Raw genomic sequence first — 18,489 nt, forward strand, 5'->3', positions numbered from 1 at the left:
GACTTGCCTTGTCTTATGCTTCACTAAATGATCTAAACGCCCGCAAGATATCATAATTAGCGTAACAACTGATGACAGGAATGCCAGAGCACCTGAATCAAATAGCACAGGATAAATTGTCTGCCTTCCTGCGCTCTGCTAGTTTGATGGCATATTGCGAATTGTTTCTGAAACTGTTTATTCCTTATAAAACATGCGGAAGCCGTTTCGCCAGAGATTCAAACTCACTGCGGAGAAACACCATGAAAGTGGCTGTCTACAGTACTAAAAATTACGACCGGAAATATCTGGAACTGGTTAACGCGCATTATGGCTATGAACTGGAATTTTTCGACTTTCTGCTGACCCCGCAAACGGCGAAAACGGCGGTAGGTGCCGATGCAGTCTGCCTTTTTGTGAATGACGATGGCGGCCGCGAAGTGCTGCAGGAACTGGCCTCTCTGGGCATTAAAACGCTGGCACTGCGCTGTGCAGGCTTTAACAATGTCGATTTAGATGCCGCAAAAGAACTGGGAATTTCGGTGGTGCGCGTACCGGCTTATTCGCCGGAAGCGGTGGCTGAGCATGCAGTGGGAATGATGATGTGTCTTAACCGCCACATCCATCGCGCTTATCAACGCACGCGTGAAGCCAACTTCTCGCTGGAAGGTCTGATCGGTTTTAACATGTATCAGCGCACCGCCGGTATTATCGGTACGGGTAAAATTGGCGTGGCGACGATGCGGATCCTGAAAGGTTTCGGCATGCGCATTCTGGCGTTTGATCCGTATCCCAGCCCGCTGGCCCTCGAACTCGGCGCGGAGTATGTCGACCTGGATACGCTGTATGCCGAATCCGATGTCATTTCGCTGCACTGCCCGCTGACACCGGAAAATCATCATCTGCTTAATGCAGGAGCCTTCTCCAAAATGAAAGACGGTGTGATGATCGTCAACACCAGCCGTGGCGGATTACTGGATGCTACTGCGGCTATCGATGCCCTGAAAAAGCAAAAAATCGGCGCACTGGGCATGGACGTTTACGAGAATGAACGCGATTTATTCTTCGAAGACAATTCTAACGAAGTGATTCTTGATGACGTCTTCCGTCGTCTGTCGTCCTGCCACAACGTGCTGTTCACCGGCCATCAGGCCTTCCTGACCAGCGACGCACTGACCAGCATTTCAGAAACGACGCTGTTGAATATTGATCAGCTGTCGAAAGGTGTGGTCTGCCCGAACCTGCTTTAATCACGTAATCAGCATCATCATTATAAGGCTCACTCCGGTGAGCCTTTTTACTTTCTGCATCTGCGCTGCAACACACTCAGCGGCTCAGCACCCGGCTGATTTCCGGACCGTAGCCGGTGAGGGTCAGGACATCATCAGCCAGCGTGACCGAGGAAAATGGCAGGCTGCTTTCGCCGTCGACCATGCCTTTCAGCGTAATAAAATCAGTATTGTCTACACGGTCATAACCGCCACGGTGATCGTGGCCGGCGAAATAGGCGCGAACGTCGTAACGGCACAGCAATTCCACCAGCGTTTCACAATTCCACAGGTTGTGGCTGTTAACCGGTGTCAGCGGATAATGGCCGAAAACCAGTACCACCTCGCACTGCTCACGCGCCTCAAGCAGGTTTTTCTCAATCCATTCAAGCTGTTTCGGCCCGACCGCACCGTTCCAGGGCTGCGCCTGCGACTGCTGACATTCTGTCAGTTCTTCCAGCATATATTCTGCTAACTGGCGGTCATCGGCATTGGCGTGGTTGCAATACAAACTGACGTCGTTACCGTCGATGACCAGAAAACGATAGCCCGGCAAACGGAACGAATAATAACTTTTCGGTAAACCGATGGCCGGTTTCTGCGCCCCGAGATGCTCGGAAATCACCTGCGCGTCGTGGTTGCCGATCACCGCCGCATGCGGGTGGCGCAGCGCCTCATAACGGGCAAGAACGGCCTGAAAACTGCTCCAGTCGCGGTCCACCAGATCACCCAGCGTGACCACAAAATCGAGTTTGAGATCATTAAGCTCATTGATGGCGGTGGCCAGTTTATTCAGGCTGTTGCGGTAATAACGGATTTTTTGGGGTTCGGCATCCGCATACTGCGGGTCGGCAATCAGCCCGAAGCGCAGCCGTGTGCCAGTGACCAGCGCATCGTGAACGTCCGGCAACTGATAAAATGCACTCACGTTGCCCAGCGCCAGCGCCTGCCGTTCGGATATCAAAGGGGATAAAGTGGTGACGGCCATAACATTCTCCTGTCGGGATCTTAACGGATCCCTGCCCGCATAAAGGATTGAACAAACTGACGCTGAAATATCAGAAATAACACCAGCAGTGGCAACACGGTCATCAGGGTGGCGGCACTGATCAGCGCCCATTGCACGCCCTGCTCCGGCGCGGAAAACAACTGTAGTCCGACCGTCACCGGCCGCACTTTGACGGAATCGGTGATCACTAACGGCCAGAGAAAATCGTTCCAGTGGAAGCTGATGGAAACCAGTGCAAAAGCGACATAAATCGGTTTCGCCAGCGGGATATAGATTTTGCGCAGGATATAAAACCGGCTGGCGCCTTCCACAATGGCGGCTTCTTCCAGCACCAGCGGAATACTTTTAAACGTCTGGCGCAGCAGGAAAATGGCAAACGCCGAGGCAAAATACGGCAGCGCGATGCCCGCCAGCGTGTCACGCAACCCGAGCGCGCCAATGGTTTTGTAGTTGTTCAGGATCAGCACATCGGGGCTTATCATCAGTTGCAGCAAAATGAGCGCGAAGATAAAGCCTGCCCCTTTCAGTTTAAACCGCACCAGCGCGTAAGCCGCCAGGGTCGCCAGAATCAGCTGGCACACCACAATCATCATCACCAGCAAAGTAGTGTTCATGAAGTAGCGCGCGAAAGGTGCCGCCTGCCAGGCGTTGATGAAATTCTGAAAAGTCAGCGGCGCAAACAGCGAAAAACTGCCCTGCACTGACGCCGGATGAATCGCCACCCAGACCGCGACCAGCACCGGTAAAAACCACAGTAACGCCGCCAGCCAGATGGCGAGATTCAGGATCAGGCGGCTGAAAGAAAACGATTTCACTGATAATGCGCCCTTTTATCCAGCAGGTTGAATTTAATCAGCGCGATGACGGCGAGGATCACCAGTAACACGACGGTCATTGCCGACGCAGCCGGTAAATCCCAGTAACTGAACGCCGTGCGGTAGATGTAAAACAGCAGCAAACTGGTGCTGTTGTTCGGCCCGCCATTGGTCATCGCAATCACCTGATCGACAATCCTGAATGCATTCATCGAGGCGTTGATCAGCACGAATAATGTGGTTGGCATCAGCAGCGGCCACTGTACCCGGCGGAAGAAATAGCGCCGTGATGCCCCTTCGATTTCTGCCGCTTCGGCCAGCCGCGGGTCGATTTGCTGTAATGCGGCAAGGTAGAAAATCATGAAGAACCCGGCCTCGCGCCAGACTGAAACTGCCATCAGGCTGTAGAGTGCCGTGCCCGGTTCACCGAGCCAGTTGACCGCAGGTAGCGAAAAGAGCGCCAGCATTTTGTTGAGCAAACCGAGTTGCGGCGTATAGAAAAATAGCCACAGATTGGCAATCGCCACCATCGGCAGCAGCGAAGGAATAAAGAAAGCGGCGCGGGTCAGCGCATTGCCGCGCAGACGGCGGTTGACCGCCAGCGCCATCAGCAGCGCAAGGGCAACCGACAGCGGGATGGTGATAAGGGCGTAGAGCAGATTGTTGCGTAACGACAACATAAACACATCGTCGTCCAGCAGCGCACGGTAGTTATCCAGCCCGACAAACTGCGGCGGATGCCCGCTGCGGGCAGCGCTGAACAGACTTTCCCACACCGTTGCCAGCGCCGGATAGTGGGTAAACAGCAGCAGAAAACCCAGCGCGGGCAGCAGCAACAGATAGCCGTAAAGTTGTAATGACAACCCGCGTGTGCGGGTGGCCGGAAGAACCGCGTGAAATGTGCTCATGCTGTTCCTTTCGCGCTTACTGATACGGTTTCAGCAGGCGGTCAGCCTGTTTCTGCGCCGAACTCAGCGCGTCTGCTGGCGTTTTTGCCTGTGTGACCGCAGCTTCAATCGCGTGGTTCATCAGTTCCTGAATTTGCACGCTGTTATAGGTCGAGAGTTCCGGCTGCGAATATTTCAGTTGTTCGCGTGCCACCAGCGCCTGCGGCACCTGTTTCACATAATCCTGCATGACCGGGGTTTCCCACGCAGCAGGCGATGTCGCGACATAACCGGTGGCGATACTCCAGCGCGCCGCCTGTTCAGGGGCAGAAACCCAGCGGATAAATTCCAGTGCCGCTTTCTGTTGTTCCGGCGTGGTGTTTTTGAAGACGTAAAGATTACCGCCGCCGGTCGGGCTGCCACGCTGCGTTTTCTCCGGCAGCATCGCCACACCAAACGGGAATTTCGCGTTCTCACGCACGGTCGTCAGGTTGCCGGTCGTCGTGACCATCATCGCCGTTTTGCCGTCGATAAAGTCCTGCGGTGTGGTGCCCCAGGCGATGGTGCCCTTCGGTGACACCGCTTCTTTCTGCGACAGATCGGTCAGCCATTGCAGGGCTTCCACATTGGCGGGTGTGTCAAATGTCACTGCCGTGCCTTTGCCATTATCCAGATGGCTGCCGTTGGTGGCCGCAATCCCCTGGAAATTCCAGTAACCGTTCGGCGTGGACGGGATTTCAATGCCCCACTGCTTCACTTCAGAACCGTCACGCACCACCAGTTTTTTGCCGAAATCGACCACCTGCTGCCAGCTGGCAGGCGGCGTGTCGCCATTCAGACCCGCCTTCTCAAACGCCTGTTTGTTCCAGTACAACACCACCGTCGAACGCTGAAACGGAATGCTCCAGACTTTGCCCTGAATGTGGCGGATAAAGGCCGGATAGAAGCCGTCTATCCATTTTTTACCGTCTGCGTCATTCGCCAGATCGCTGACCGGCAAAATCGCGCCCGCGTCGATCAGGGAATACGCTTCAATATCGCCGATCACCGCAATTTGCGGGGCATTGCCGCCACGAAACGCCGTCAGCGCTTTGGTGACGGTGGTGGCGTAATCACCGGTATACACCGGCTGAATGCTGATATCAGGATGTGTTTTCTGGAAATCTTCTACCAGCGTATCCACCGTATGACTGATTTTCCCGCCGACAGCAATCGGGTAATACATTTGTAATTTCACCGGATCTGCCGCAAAAGCAGAGGTGCAGGAGATGAGCAGAACGGCGGTAGCGAGACGTGAAAAACGGTGAACAGATGACATAGTTTTCCCTTCGGCAATAGGCGTTGTATGAGTCAATAAAAGTGAATAACGGCAAAAAATGACAACTACACAGCAACTCTGTGATCTGACGGTAAACAGGATTGCTCAGCGTGGAAGCAGCGTTTTCCGTCTGCTGTAATGAAAAAATATTGTGCGCCCGTGGTCCATTGCAGACCGACCCTCTGACCATCAGCAAAGCGTTTCATGCCCGCGACTTTCACGGTCATTAGCTCGGGATATCCGGCAAGTGCGCAGGCCACCAGGGTGTCCGCCCCCATGTATTCATGGCTGACCACCCGGGCGGTCAGGCTGGCGTGTTCAGGCGAAATCAGCTGAATATCTTCGGCGCGCAGGCCGAGACTCAGGGCGTTTTCGTTGAGGTTTTCCACCACCGGCAGCGGCGTACCGGCGAGATAGTGATGCTGCCCCCGGCGTTCGAGCGGCAGAATATTCATTGGCGGCGCACCGATAAATTGCGCGGCAAAAATGCTGGTCGGGTTGTTATAAAGGTTATCCGGGGTGTCGTGTTGCTCGATGCGGCCATCGTTGAGCAAAATGATTTTGTCCGCCATGCTCATCGCTTCGGTCTGATCGTGCGTGACATACAATAAGGTCAGGCCGAGCTTCTTCTGAATTGCACGGATTTCGCGGCGCATACTCTGGCGCAGTTTGGCGTCGAGATTGGAAAGCGGTTCGTCCATCAGGCACAGCCTGTTGTTGGCAATCACCGCCCGGCCCAGCGCCACGCGCTGTTGCTGACCGCCGGAAAGCTGCGAAGGTAAGCGGTCAAGCAGCGGCTCCAGTTCCATCAGCCTGCTGACGTCCGCCAGCCGCGATGCAAAATGACGCTTGTCTTCGCCACGCGCACGCAGGCCGAAAAGCAGATTTTCGCGCACATTCATGTGCGGAAATAACGCGTAAGACTGAAACACCATCGACAGTTTACGCTGCGAGGGTGCCAGCGACGTGACATCGGATTGCTGAAAATACAACGTACCGCTTTCCGCCGTTTCCAGCCCGGCGATGGTGCGTAATAACGTCGATTTTCCGCAGCCGGAAGGACCGAGCAAGGCAATAAAATCACCCTCTTCCACATCAAAACTGATGTCATTGAGGGCCACTTTCGTCCCCCAGGATTTCCGGATGTGATGCAGTGATAGGTAGCTCATGCCGCTGTAAGTCTCTCTGACCGGTGATGGGCATAACCTATCGGGCTAAAATGACGCTTTTATGATCGGGAGATGACGGGATAAAGACGGACAAGGTTTTAAGCCCCTCCCCCTGCGAAGAGGGAGGGAGTTAAGGGCTTAAAATTCCCATTCATTCACGCTATAATACGCCAACAAATATTGCATAAGTCAGTTGAATATATCGACATGGCGAGTGCCAAAGGAATATTTCTCAGGAGAGAAGATGAAGAAGTCACTGTTTGTTCTGGCCGCCGCGATGACCCTGGGGGCGTGCAGCATGAATCAGAATACCGCCGTTAAACAGACCGATTTGCAGCATCACCGTTTTGAGTTGCTGAGCGTCGATGGTCAGACGGTGCCTGCCGCGCAAGGGCGCATTCCGGACATTGAGTTCGGCTCAAACATGCACGTTTCGGGAAAAATGTGTAATAACTTCATGGGTCAGGGCCAGTTGCAAAACAACGTGCTGACCGTGAAAGGACTGGCATCCACCATGATGATGTGCCCGGATGAAAACCTGAATAAGTGGGATCACGTGATCAGCGATGTGCTCAATAACGGCGCGGCGCTGACCTTGCAGGAAAACAAACTGACCCTGAAACAGGGTAAACACCAGTTGATTTATCGTCTGAAAGACCGGATGTAAATTTATTGCCACGTTAACTGCAAAAACGCCAGACGACTGTCTGGCGTTTATCAGGCTTTACACACACCCTGCATCAAAGCACTTTCCGAGCACTGACGACCATTAGCCATCGAACACATACCGACGCGGCTGCCATCAAGTTGCGGCGCCATCCGTAATTGCCCGCCCGCCATCGAACAGGCTGCATACGCCGGGCTATCCATATTAACGGTACGTTGCCCGATATTAACGCTGTTGCCTTTTTGTGGAACGTCAGCCGAATCGTCGTGGCTGCTGCATGCGGCTAACACCAGCACACCGGCGGCCAGTAACACGCGAAACGCAGTGATCATCTGTCCTGCTCCTGAATATGACGGGGATTTTTTTGCGAATCGCCATCATATCCGACGTTTTTCGCCTGCGTCGAGCCTTTCGGCAAAATAACATCAACTTTTTCCTAAAATAATCTCAAATTTAAACACTCAGACACATTTTATTTCGGCCGGTTATTTCTTTAACGCATAAAACCAACAGTAATTAACCGCTTTTCCCGCTGCATTCGCGGGAAAATATAATGATAAGGCGCTTATATGCTGACTGAATTTGTCGAAAGATATTCATTAATCATCACGCGCGCGCCCTTCACGCCCCTATTTAGCCGCTGTCCCGAACCGGCTTCTGCACGACAGCTAATAATAATCCCAGCGCCTCGGGTTATTCAGTAACCGCTTAAAATATCAGCCGAAATAGCCCTGCACACAATCAGGATAAATCGATTAATCCGCCCTCTGCTAAGCTTTTAACATTCCCGCCAGCAACCGACTTTTCCGCTGGCTGCCATTGTGAGCAAAGCAAAAAAGGTATTCCATGATCACCACTGATGGTAATAATGCAGTCGCTTCCGTGGCTTATCGTACCAACGAAGTGATTGCTATCTACCCGATCACCCCCAGTTCAACCATGGCCGAAATTGCCGGTGCCTGGTCAGGCGAAGGGAAGAAAAATTTGTGGGGCGATGTCCCGACGGTAATGGAAATGCAGTCGGAAGCCGGTGCGATTTCCACCGTGCATGGCGCGTTGCAGACCGGCGCACTGTCGACCTCGTTCACCTCGTCTCAGGGTCTGTTGCTGATGATCCCGACGCTGTACAAGCTGGCCGGTGAACTGACGCCGTTCGTGCTGCATGTCGCTGCGCGCACCGTAGCCACCCACGCGCTGTCCATTTTTGGCGATCATTCGGATGTGATGGCCGTACGCCAGACCGGTTGCGCCCTGCTCTCTGCCGCCAGCGTGCAGGAAGCGCAGGATTTCGCGCTGATTTCTCAGGTTGCCAGTCTCAACAGCCGCGTGCCGTTTATTCATTTCTTCGACGGTTTCCGGACCTCGCACGAAATCAACAAAATTGCCCCGCTCAGTGATGACACGCTCCAGCAGATGTTGCCGCAGGCGCAGATTGATGCGCATCGCGCCCGTGCTCTGTCGCCGGACCATCCGGTGATCCGCGGCACTTCCGCCAACCCGGACACTTATTTCCAGTCCCGCGAAGCCACCAATCCGTATTACAACGCCACCGGCCAGCACGTCATTGATGCGATGAATGCTTTTGCCGTCCTGACTGGCCGTGAATATAAGCCGTTCGAATATGTTGGCGATCCGCAAGCCGAACGGGTGATTGTGCTGATGGGTTCCGGCATCGGCACCGCCGAAGAAGTGATTGAAACCCTGAATGCCCGTGGCGAAAAAGTCGGCGTACTGAAGGTCCGGCTGTACCGTCCGTTCAGCGCCGGACATTTGCTGTCCGTGCTGCCACAAAGTGTGAAAAGCATCGCGGTGATGGATCGCACCAAAGAGCCGGGCGCGCTGGCTGAACCGTTATACCTCGACGTGATGACCGCGCTGGCCGAAGCCTATTCCCGTGGCGAACGCGATTCACTGCCAAAAGTGAGCGGCGGCCGTTACGGATTATCCTCGAAAGAATTCGGGCCGGATTGCGTGCTGTCGGTGTTCCGCGAACTGTCGCTCAGCCAGCCGCGTCCGCGCTTTACCGTCGGCATTTATGACGACGTCACCGGCCTTTCCCTGCCGGTGGTGGAAGAAGCGTTGCCGCAGCACGCGTCGCTCGAGGCCCTGTTCTATGGCCTGGGCAGCGACGGTTCGGTGTCGGCCACCAAAAACAATATCAAGATCATCGGTAACAGCACGCCGATGTATGCGCAGGGTTATTTTGTCTACGACTCCAAAAAGGCCGGTGGCCTGACGGTGTCGCATCTGCGCGTCAGTGAAAAGCCGATCAAATCCGCGTATCTGGTGAGTCAGGCGCATTTCGTTGCCTGTCATCAGTGGCAGTTTATCGACCTGTATCAGATGGCAGAACGTCTGCGTCCGGGCGGTATTTTCCTGCTCAATACGCCGTTCAGCGCTGATGAAGTCTGGGCGCGTTTACCGCTGGAAGTGCAGGCGACACTTATCCAGCGCGAAGCCCGTTTCTATGTGATTAACGCTGCCAAAATTGCCCGCGAATGCAAACTCGGCGCGCGCATTAATACCGTCATGCAGATGGCGTTCTTCCACCTGACGCAGATCCTGCCGGGCGAACAGGCGCTCGCCGAATTGCAGGGCGCGATTGCCCGCAGTTACCGCAGCAAAGGCGAAGAGATCGTCACCCGCAACTGGATGGCGCTGGCCGCTACGCTGGAAGAACTGGTCTCCGTGCCGCTGCAGGCTATTCCGGAAAATCCGCGCAAACGCCCGCCGATTGTTTCCGATGCGGCACCGGATTTCGTCAAAACTGTCACCGCCACCATGCTGGCCGGTCTTGGCGATGCCCTGCCAGTTTCCGCGTTCCCGCCGGACGGCACCTGGCCGACCGGCACCACGCAATGGGAAAAACGCAACATTGCCGAAGAAGTGCCGATCTGGAAACCGGATTTGTGTACCCAGTGCAATCATTGCGTCGCCGCCTGTCCGCACTCGGCGATCCGCGCCAAAGTGGTTCAGCCGGAATTTATGGCAGATGCGCCGCCTGCCCTGCAATCGCTGGATGTGAAATCCCGCGACATGCGCGGTCAGAAGTACGTGTTGCAGGTCGCACCGGAAGACTGCACCGGCTGTAATCTGTGCGTTGAAGTGTGTCCGGCGAAAGACCGTCAGGATCCGTCCATCAAGGCCATTAATATGGCGGATCGCATCGAACATCTGGAAGAAGAACGCGCCAATTACGATTTCTTCCTCAAACTGCCGGAGATTGATAAAACCACGCTGGAACGCATTGATATCCGCACGTCTCAGCTGATCACCCCGCTGTTTGAGTATTCCGGTGCCTGCTCCGGGTGTGGCGAAACGCCTTACATCAAACTGCTGACCCAGCTTTATGGCGACCGTTTGCTGATCGCCAATGCCACCGGCTGTTCGTCTATTTATGGCGGTAATCTGCCTTCAACGCCGTACACCACTAACGCCGAAGGTCGCGGTCCGGCATGGGCAAATTCACTGTTTGAAGACAACGCCGAGTTCGGGCTGGGCTTTCGTCTGACGGTGGATCAGCACCGCCGCCGCGTGCTGCGTCTGGTTGCATCGCTGGCGGAACATATTCCGGCGGACGTCCTCGGTGGCCTGCGCAATGACACGTCCACGCCTGAAGTGAAACGCGGGCATGTCACGGCGCTGCGTAAAATTCTGGCAGACATCGACACGCCGGATGCGCGTCAGTTAGCCACCGATGCCGATTATCTGGTGGATAAATCCATCTGGCTGATTGGCGGTGACGGCTGGGCGTATGACATTGGTTTCGGCGGACTGGATCACGTCTTAAGCCTGACCGAAAACGTCAACGTGCTGGTGCTCGATACCCAGTGTTATTCCAACACCGGCGGACAGCAGTCGAAAGCGACTCCGCTCGGTGCAGTCACGAAATTCGCAGAACAGGGAAAACGCAAATCACGCAAAGACCTGGGGGTAAGCATGATGATGTACGGTCATGTGTATGTGGCGCAGATTTCACTCGGCGCGCAGCTTAACCAGACCGTCAAAGCCATTCAGGAAGCCGAAGCGTATCCGGGGCCGTCGCTGATTATCGCGTACAGCCCGTGTGAGGAACACGGCTATGATCTGGCGCTCAGTCACGACCAGATGAAACAACTGACTACCACCGGTTTCTGGCCACTGTACCGCTTCGATCCGCGTCGTGTCGAAGAAGGCAAACCGGCACTGGCCCTCGATTCAAGACCGCCTTCCAGCGGGCTGACCGATACGCTCAATAATGAACAACGGTTCAGAAGACTGAACTCCCAACAGCCGGAAGTAGCAGAGATGTTGTATGCGGTGGCAGAGAAAGAGTTACAGGCTAAATATGACTTTTTAGCCATGCTGGCGGGGAAGAAGACCGAGCCGGAGTCTTGAGTTTTTAAACTGTGAGTTGAGAAAAAAACGCGGTCGGCTCCCTCCCCTGCGAAGGGGAGGGTTGGGGTGGGGTATCACAGACAAATCAAAAAGTTAACCTGTGCTTTGACGGCCGTTTTGTCTGCTAAACCCCCTCCCGACCTCCCCCTTCGCAGGGGGAGGAGCAAACAAGCGACCTCACTAAACTAACCGGTATTCCACCCGATATTCCCCCGATCCCACCTCAGCGGTGTATCCCTGTGCGCAGCGCACAAAATCAATCCCGTCCGCTTCCTGCACAGATTGACCGTCCGTCAGGACCACGGTGGCGGAGGTATTTGCCGGAACCGTGACATTAAGGAAGACGGTCTGACCGCTGACTTCCCAGCGTACGCCAATCGCACCATAGATTGACTGATAGCGGGTATCCAGCCAGCTCAGGCCGCCGCCGGTCTGCGGTTTGATGATGACGTGTTTGAATCCGGGCTGTTCCTCATCAGCTTCAATCCCTGCCGCCACGCGGTAGAGCCATTCCCCCACCGCGCCGTAAGCGTAGTGATTGAAGGAATTCATGTCCGCGCTCCACATGCTGCCGTCCGGATTAATGCCGTCCCAGTGTTCCCAGACAGTGGTGGCACCGGCTTTCACCTGATACAGCCACGAAGGGAAATCCTCTTTCAGCAGTAAATTCCAGGCTTCTTTAGTACGGCCATTCTGGCTGAGTGCGTGACAGAAATACGGCGTGCCGACGAAGCCGGTCACCAGATGCCCGTCGTGCTCGTTGAGCAATTCAACCAGCGTATCGGTGGTGCGCTGGCGGAATTCGTCAGGGACCAGATTGAAGTACAGTGCCAGAATATGCGCGGTTTGCGTTCTGGCCGCCAGACGACCCGATGGCGTAAAGAACTCCTCCTGAAAACGACGGACAATCGCCTGATGCAAGGCAGTGTAATGTTGATAGTCTTCAGTACGATTCAGCGCTTTGGCGGCTTTGGCGAACAATTGCGTGGAATAAGCGTAATACGCCGTGCAGGTCAGGTCGTTTGGGGTAGCACCGAAATAACTGCCCTCTTTGGCATCCAGCGCCACCCAGTCACCAAACTGTAATTTGTAATGCCAGAGGTAATTTTCCGCATGCGCGGTCATGAAATCAATCCAGCCTTTCATGCTGGCATACTGGTTTTCCAGCACGTTGGTATCGCCATACATCAGGTACATTGTCCACGGGTTGATCACCGCGGCATCCGCCCAGGCCGAGGCAGAATGGGTTCCGCCTTCAGACAACAGGCGGTCCTGACCACAGTAACCGGTCAGAATATCCGGAATAACGTGCGGCACACCGCCCTCAGCCGTCTGGTCATAACGAAGATCGGTCAGCCATTTGGCGAAGAAATTGCGGGTTTGCATCAGATAACTCGCCGTACGGCAAAAAATCTGCGCATCCCCCGTCCAGCCAAGCCGCTCGTCACGTTGCGGGCAGTCCGTCGGCACGTCGACAAAGTTACCTTTCAGCCCCCACAGAATATTGTGGTGTAACTGATTCAGATCCGGGTTTGAACAGGCGAAAGACCCGGTCTGCTCCATATCGGAATGCAAAACAATGGCGGTGAAGTTATTCAGATCCAACTGCGCCGGATATTCCTCAACCTTCACAAAGCGGAAACCTTGCCAGGTGAAGTGCGGATGCCAGGTTTCTGCCCCTTTACCTTTGAGCACATATTCAGTGCGCTGTCGGGCAGAACGCAGATTATCGAGATACACATTGCCCTCTGCGTCCAGCACTTCAAAGTGGCGTAACACGACTTTATCGCCCGCCTTGCCGCTGACCGTAAACTCTACCCAGCCACTGAGATTCTGGCCAAAATCAATGACTGTGTCGCCTTGCGGCGTGGTGAGCAGCGCAACAGGCTTAATTTCTCCCATTTTCCTGACCCTGTTGCTTCCCTGCGCCACCAGTGTGGATTTTTCATGCATCGCCAGACTGACCGGACGCCATCCCTTCTCTGCGAACCCTTTCACGCACCAGCCGGGGATTTCCCTGCGCGCATCGTAAGTTTCGCCGTCATAGATTTCTGAAAACAGAATGGCGGAATCCTGCCCTTTCCAGCTTTCATCGCTGACCACAATTTCATGCGAGCCATCGTTATAATTTATGACCAGTTGGGAAATAAGCGCGCTCCGTTCACCATAATAATTGCGATGACGGCTGAAGCCCATATCGCCTTTGTACCAGCCCGCACCGACAATAGCGCCAATAACGTTTTCGCCTTTTTCCAGATGTCCCGTCACATCATAAGTCTGATAAAGTAAATGATGGTGATAACTCGTCCAGCCTGGCGTCAGGGCATCTTCTCCGACTTTATGACCGTTGAGATGTAATTCATAAAGTCCGAGTGCACTGACATGAATAAAGGCAGACTGAATATCTTCCGCACGGTTCAGAACAAAAGGTTTTCGCAATAATGTTGCGCCGGAATTGTCTTTATCTGCCGACGTTTCGGCGGTAATAAAATCAGCCAGCCATTCATGGCTATACAGCACGCCGGAAATCATCTCCGCAGGTGAACTCCAGGCACTGGTTTCGTCATAATTATCACGTACCTGTACACGGATAAAATAATGCTGCGAGGATGTGAGCATTAATTCCGTCAGGGAAACATTATTTGAACATTCGCTTTCCTGCCATTCGCCGCGAAGCAGGATATTATCGAAATTCTGATCCTGGCTGATCTGGATCCGGTAAGCAGTTTGCCGGACATTTCTGTTATGGCTTTCAATTTCCCAGCCTAATACAGGCAGTTCCTGCACACCGTGCAATGCAGATTCCTGATTTACTGTAAGTCTGATCACTGCGAGCATAATGCCTTACTCCTCGTGTAATGTTGCCTGAGCGGTAAAATAAACAACTAGATTTGCTTTATAGCGGATGCCGGATATTGTGTTGCCGGTTCTTTAATAACCGTACCGGCTTCGCTGTTAAATTCATTCCTTTGCTTGCCGTGGAAACAGATCCAGCCGATCAATAAACCGGAAGCCACCGTAGAGGATAAGATGAAATACAATACCAGCGGACCGGCATCAAGCAGCAGTGGCGTAATGAATGCCAGCACACCGCATAACAACCGGGAAATAGCGACGATAATACCTTGTGCTGTAGACCGGAGCATGGTCGGGAAGGATTCCTGCGACCAGACTTTCATTATCCCTTCGAAGGCCAGACCACTGCCTATCGCGGTAAAGAATAAACAACAGAACCAGGATACGGGTGAAAAGTTAAATACTACCGGCAGGAAGAATCCTCCCGCGAAACAAAATGCCCCCAAAATAAACGCGGGGATACGTTTCGGTGTATCGACAAAGCGCATAAACATGATCCCGGCAAATACCCCGACCGGCATGGTCAGCAGGTTCCACAGCGAGTGTTGCCCGACGGAAATACCAACTACGTTAACTGCAATATAAGTCCCAAACTGACCGCCGGTATTCGCTGCAAGATTGGTAAAAGTATAGAACAGACACAACGCAATAAACGGCCACAGATATTTCCCGTGGATAAGATCTTTAAACGACGCTTTCTGCGCACGCACCGTGACAATGCCTGCACGCCGTTCGTTTCGGGCAATCAGCCATAAAGGCGACTCCGGGATCGTACAGCGCAACGCCAGCAGAACGACGGCCACCACGCAGACATGCAGATACATAATCTGCGCACCGGGCCTTCCCCAGTCGCCCACCATGGCAGAAATTGCCATCGTGGTGCCAATCCCCAAAAACCACAGCAGATTCGACAATCCGATAATTTTCCCGCGATTTTTATCCGTCGCCGCTTCAGCAATGGTCGCCAGTGATACCGGTAAGTCTGCACCGGTAGCTAACCCGACCAACAATGTGCCAGTCAGCAGCACCGGAAAGGTATTGCCGAATGCCAGCAGCAGCGTACCGATAATGATCATTGCCATGGTGACAATAAACACTTTGCGTCGGCCATAACAATCCCCCAGTCTGCCGCCCAGAAATGCACCCAGTGCAATACTCAGGGTTAATATGCCAGAAAGTATGCCTATCTGAGCTGATGTTGTCCCTATCATTTTCTGATAAATAACCAGGGCCGTTCCGTTTGAAACAATCGCGGCTGAATCAATATATGACGCCATGCCGGAAACCACCCCGACGTACCAGGGATTAGGTTGTTTAGTGGTTGACATAATAATGTCATTCAGAGGTAATGGTGAATAAAAAAGTCCGTGAGTTATCCTGAATTATTAGTGCTGTTATGGTTTTATATTATTAATTCTTATTATTGAATTTTGTTTTTAATAGCGCGTTTTAATCACACTATTACTGACTCTCATTCGCTCCTGCGAGGGTGTTCTGTGAAACTCTTTTTTATAGGCTTCCGTCAGACGTGATGGGGTGGAAAAACCGCACACGGTGGCTATTTTCCCGACAGTTAAATCTGAGGTACGCAATAATTCCTGTGTTTTTAACAGACGGTAACGCTGCTGAAATTTTTCAGGTGTAAATCCTGTCATCTCTTTTATAAATCTGAACATCGTTCTTTTTGCCACACCACTTTCTTCACATAAATAATCCCAGTTGATGCTGCATGTGTAATTCTCGCGTAAATAATTCAGCAGATGTCGCTTGCCGGAATCTGTCGGGCTGGCCCGGCATTCCCTGCGGGTTGCACACTGGTACAGGATGACCATCATCGAAAATAAATAAGACTCTGCTGTGGCAAAGTAGGCGTTGTCGTAACAGGCATCACTTTGCCGGGTGATTTTATCGGTCAGCTCAATAACTTTCGTCAGTTCACCGTCCGTTAATCCTGCACGCCGCTTTTTTATCGAGGCAGTATAATCTTTGATCCCCGCCGTCAGTTGTCCAATGTTATTGAGAAAATAAAACGGGCGCTCTTTATGGAGCAAAATATTAGTAATTGACAGCTTATTGGTGGATTCATAACAATGGACATCATGAGCCCTGACGATGAAAAAATCGCCTTTATGAATAAATTCTGCCTGGTCGTTGATTATATGAAACCCGCTGCCGTTGCGGACAATAACCAGCTCATCAAACTCATGCCCGTGTACATCTTCCATCGACTGGCGATTCATATCGAATAAACTGAAAGCATGATGTTCCGAGAGAAAGAAATCACTGACCTTGAGTATTTTCATATATTCACCGGGTTAATAACTAAAATAAATATCGTTAATCACTCTGCGCCATAAAATGTTATGTCCTGATAAAATGATTAGACCGTAATAATTATGACAAGTCTATATAACCCACTGGCACTGGGGCGTAACCGCCCGTGACGTTTGTTTCATTTTTGTATCAGTGAGCTCATTTGAGGATCATCAGACATAAAAAATGCGCAGAGAGATCTGCGCATCGGGAGGAACGGCATGAAACGGTTTTGCTGAACGTTATGTCTGATGCAACCGGTGCTTATGCCCTTTCATCAGACTCAGCGAGGCAGAAAATGCCGCACCTTCGTCACCAGCCATAATCGCTTCGTAAATACGTTTATGTTCACTGAGGCACATGCCCCCTTCTTTTGAGGAATACTCAAAGAACCATTTGAAAATGGTGGTCAGCACGTTGCCGAACGGCACGTAAAAACAGTTTCCGGAGGAAATGAAAATCATCCGGTGGAACTGCGTATCGATATCGACCCAATGTTGTGCATCGAAGTTTTCGGCTACGTGACACATCTGGCGATAAATTCTTGAGAGTTCAATGCGTTGCTCTTTACTGGCGTTCACCGCCGCCAGCGCGGTGGCGTGCGGTTCAATCGCTTTGCGAAATTCCAGAAACTGGTGGTAAATATCTTCCGTCGCTTCCATGCCCTGCATCCACTCCAGCAACTGCGGATCCAGCATGTTCCATTGCGGACGCTCTTTCACGCGGGTGCCGATTTTTGGCCGCGACTCCAGTAATCCCTTGGAGGTCAGCAGTTTCAGCGCTTCACGCAACGCAGTACGGCTGACGCCAAACTGTTCGCCCAGCTCGATTTCACTCGGCAGTATCGCGCCTGACGCCAGTTCGCCCGAAAGAATTTTGCGGGCGATGTCGCGGGCGATATGGGTATTCAGGCCACGGGTCATGCCTGCGGCGGTTTCAAACTGCATCGTCATGCTCTTCCCTTTTTCCTGTGCAGATTGCCGACATCATAGTTCAGGTGGCGGCGCGCTGCATGCCCCCGCCACACTGAAACACCCGAACTGTGCGCTACGGCGCCATCTGGCCGCCATTCACATCCAGAATCTGGCCGGTGATGTAACCACTGCAGGCGTGCGAGGCGAAAAACAGGTAAGACGGCGCCAGTTCTTCAGCGGTGCCGAAACGACCCATGGCGATGGAGCCGGCGATTTTTTCGCGCACTTCTGCGCTCTTATCCGCGTGAAAAACGGTGTCGATGGTGCCCGGCGCGATCACGTTAAAGCGGATATTGTACCGGGTGAATTCTTTCACCCAGTTGCGGTGCACATTGTGCAGCCAGGCCTTTGAGGCGGCGTAGAGACTGGCACCCGGCCCGCCGCCTTCGCGTCCGGCAATCGAACCGGTGCTGATCACCGATGTGGTTTTGCCGCTTTGTTTCGCCGCGTGACGCAGATGCGGAATAGCAAATTTTGTGACCATCAGCGCCGAGCGGGCATTGAGATCCATCACATGGTCATAAAAATCATCGTCAATGCTTTCCAGCCCCTGACGTCCGCCCAGGCCGCCTGCGTTATTAATCAGCACATCAATGCCACCAAAGCGTTCGACAAAACTCGCCACCAGCGCTTCGCACTCGGCCGACTTCGTCACATCCGCACCAAAATAGGCCACTTCGCCGCCGTTCTTAGCGATATCAGCCGCCAGTTTGTCCAGGCTGGCATCATGACGATGGCCGTTAATCCCGACTTTTGCGCCCGCTGCGGCAAATGCCTGCGCCGCCGCCAGCCCGATACCTTTGGTTGAACCGGTGATCAAAACACGCTGACCTTTCAAATCGTTAAACATAGTGACT

At 53.1% G+C, this 18,489-nt stretch carries 14 protein-coding genes; 3 read left to right on the plus strand and 11 right to left on the minus strand.

Features of this window, described 5'->3' with window-relative positions; genetic code table 11:
- The first annotated feature begins 242 nt into the window (after nucleotides 1-242).
- Nucleotides 243-1,229 (plus strand): 2-hydroxyacid dehydrogenase, encoded by a 987-nt coding sequence (locus ABIC79_RS01380; protein WP_119262238.1) that lies wholly within the window; start codon nucleotides 243-245, stop codon nucleotides 1,227-1,229.
- A 76-nt stretch (nucleotides 1,230-1,305) separates the two neighbouring features.
- On the opposite strand, the gene ABIC79_RS01385 is transcribed toward ABIC79_RS01380, so the two are convergent.
- The 5 genes from ABIC79_RS01385 to ABIC79_RS01405 form a co-directional block, all read right to left on the minus strand.
- A complete protein-coding gene (locus ABIC79_RS01385; RefSeq protein ID WP_354566485.1) occupies nucleotides 1,306-2,235 on the minus strand; it encodes a metallophosphoesterase in 930 nt (309 codons plus the stop codon).
- Nucleotides 2,236-2,255: 20 nt separating this feature from the next.
- A complete protein-coding gene (locus ABIC79_RS01390; protein WP_037033941.1) occupies nucleotides 2,256-3,071 on the minus strand; it encodes a carbohydrate ABC transporter permease in 816 nt (271 codons plus the stop codon).
- Nucleotides 3,068-3,979 (minus strand): carbohydrate ABC transporter permease, encoded by a 912-nt coding sequence (locus ABIC79_RS01395; RefSeq protein ID WP_037033939.1) that lies wholly within the window; start codon nucleotides 3,977-3,979, stop codon nucleotides 3,068-3,070. The genes ABIC79_RS01390 and ABIC79_RS01395 overlap by 4 nt, the downstream gene beginning before the upstream one ends.
- Nucleotides 3,980-3,995: 16 nt before the next feature.
- On the minus strand, nucleotides 3,996-5,276 hold the full coding sequence (locus ABIC79_RS01400) for an ABC transporter substrate-binding protein (protein ID WP_112152478.1): 1,281 nt from the start codon (nucleotides 5,274-5,276) through the stop codon (nucleotides 3,996-3,998).
- Between the two features lie 65 nt (nucleotides 5,277-5,341).
- Entirely contained in the window at nucleotides 5,342-6,445 is a 1,104-nt protein-coding gene (locus tag ABIC79_RS01405; RefSeq protein ID WP_013575395.1) for an ABC transporter ATP-binding protein, read from the minus strand.
- Between the two features lie 244 nt (nucleotides 6,446-6,689).
- Here ABIC79_RS01405 and hslJ point away from each other — a divergent pair, with 244 nt between their 5' ends.
- Complete coding sequence (gene hslJ / locus ABIC79_RS01410) at nucleotides 6,690-7,112, plus strand: heat shock protein HslJ (protein WP_013575394.1); 423 nt, start codon at nucleotides 6,690-6,692, stop codon at nucleotides 7,110-7,112.
- A gap of 50 nt (nucleotides 7,113-7,162) precedes the next feature.
- Here the strand turns inward: hslJ and ABIC79_RS01415 are convergent, their stop codons facing one another.
- On the minus strand, nucleotides 7,163-7,444 hold the full coding sequence (locus tag ABIC79_RS01415) for a putative hemolysin (protein WP_013575393.1): 282 nt from the start codon (nucleotides 7,442-7,444) through the stop codon (nucleotides 7,163-7,165).
- A gap of 514 nt (nucleotides 7,445-7,958) precedes the next feature.
- Here ABIC79_RS01415 and nifJ point away from each other — a divergent pair.
- A complete protein-coding gene (nifJ, locus tag ABIC79_RS01420; protein ID WP_119261595.1) occupies nucleotides 7,959-11,489 on the plus strand; it encodes a pyruvate:ferredoxin (flavodoxin) oxidoreductase in 3,531 nt (1,176 codons plus the stop codon).
- A 180-nt stretch (nucleotides 11,490-11,669) separates the two neighbouring features.
- Here nifJ and ABIC79_RS01425 read toward each other — a convergent pair whose 3' ends face one another.
- From ABIC79_RS01425 to ABIC79_RS01445, 5 genes are all read right to left on the minus strand, one after another.
- Nucleotides 11,670-14,327 (minus strand): family 78 glycoside hydrolase catalytic domain, encoded by a 2,658-nt coding sequence (locus tag ABIC79_RS01425; RefSeq protein ID WP_354566486.1) that lies wholly within the window; start codon nucleotides 14,325-14,327, stop codon nucleotides 11,670-11,672.
- A 47-nt stretch (nucleotides 14,328-14,374) separates the two neighbouring features.
- Complete coding sequence (locus ABIC79_RS01430; RefSeq protein ID WP_354566487.1) at nucleotides 14,375-15,673, minus strand: MFS transporter; 1,299 nt, start codon at nucleotides 15,671-15,673, stop codon at nucleotides 14,375-14,377.
- A gap of 108 nt (nucleotides 15,674-15,781) precedes the next feature.
- On the minus strand, nucleotides 15,782-16,648 hold the full coding sequence (locus ABIC79_RS01435; RefSeq protein ID WP_121019376.1) for a helix-turn-helix domain-containing protein: 867 nt from the start codon (nucleotides 16,646-16,648) through the stop codon (nucleotides 15,782-15,784).
- A gap of 252 nt (nucleotides 16,649-16,900) precedes the next feature.
- The gene (locus ABIC79_RS01440; protein ID WP_013575388.1) at nucleotides 16,901-17,611 is read right to left on the minus strand and encodes a FadR/GntR family transcriptional regulator; all 711 of its coding nucleotides are present in this window, start codon (nucleotides 17,609-17,611) and stop codon (nucleotides 16,901-16,903) included.
- A gap of 94 nt (nucleotides 17,612-17,705) precedes the next feature.
- Nucleotides 17,706-18,482 carry an SDR family NAD(P)-dependent oxidoreductase gene (locus ABIC79_RS01445; protein ID WP_354566488.1) on the minus strand — a complete coding sequence of 259 codons (777 nt, stop codon included), beginning with the start codon at nucleotides 18,480-18,482 and terminating at the stop codon, nucleotides 17,706-17,708.
- Nucleotides 18,483-18,489: the final 7 nt, after the last annotated feature.

It is taken from the genome of Rahnella sp. 2050 (assembly GCF_040544515.1).
Taxonomy (GTDB): Bacteria; Pseudomonadota; Gammaproteobacteria; order Enterobacterales; family Enterobacteriaceae; genus Rahnella; species Rahnella aceris.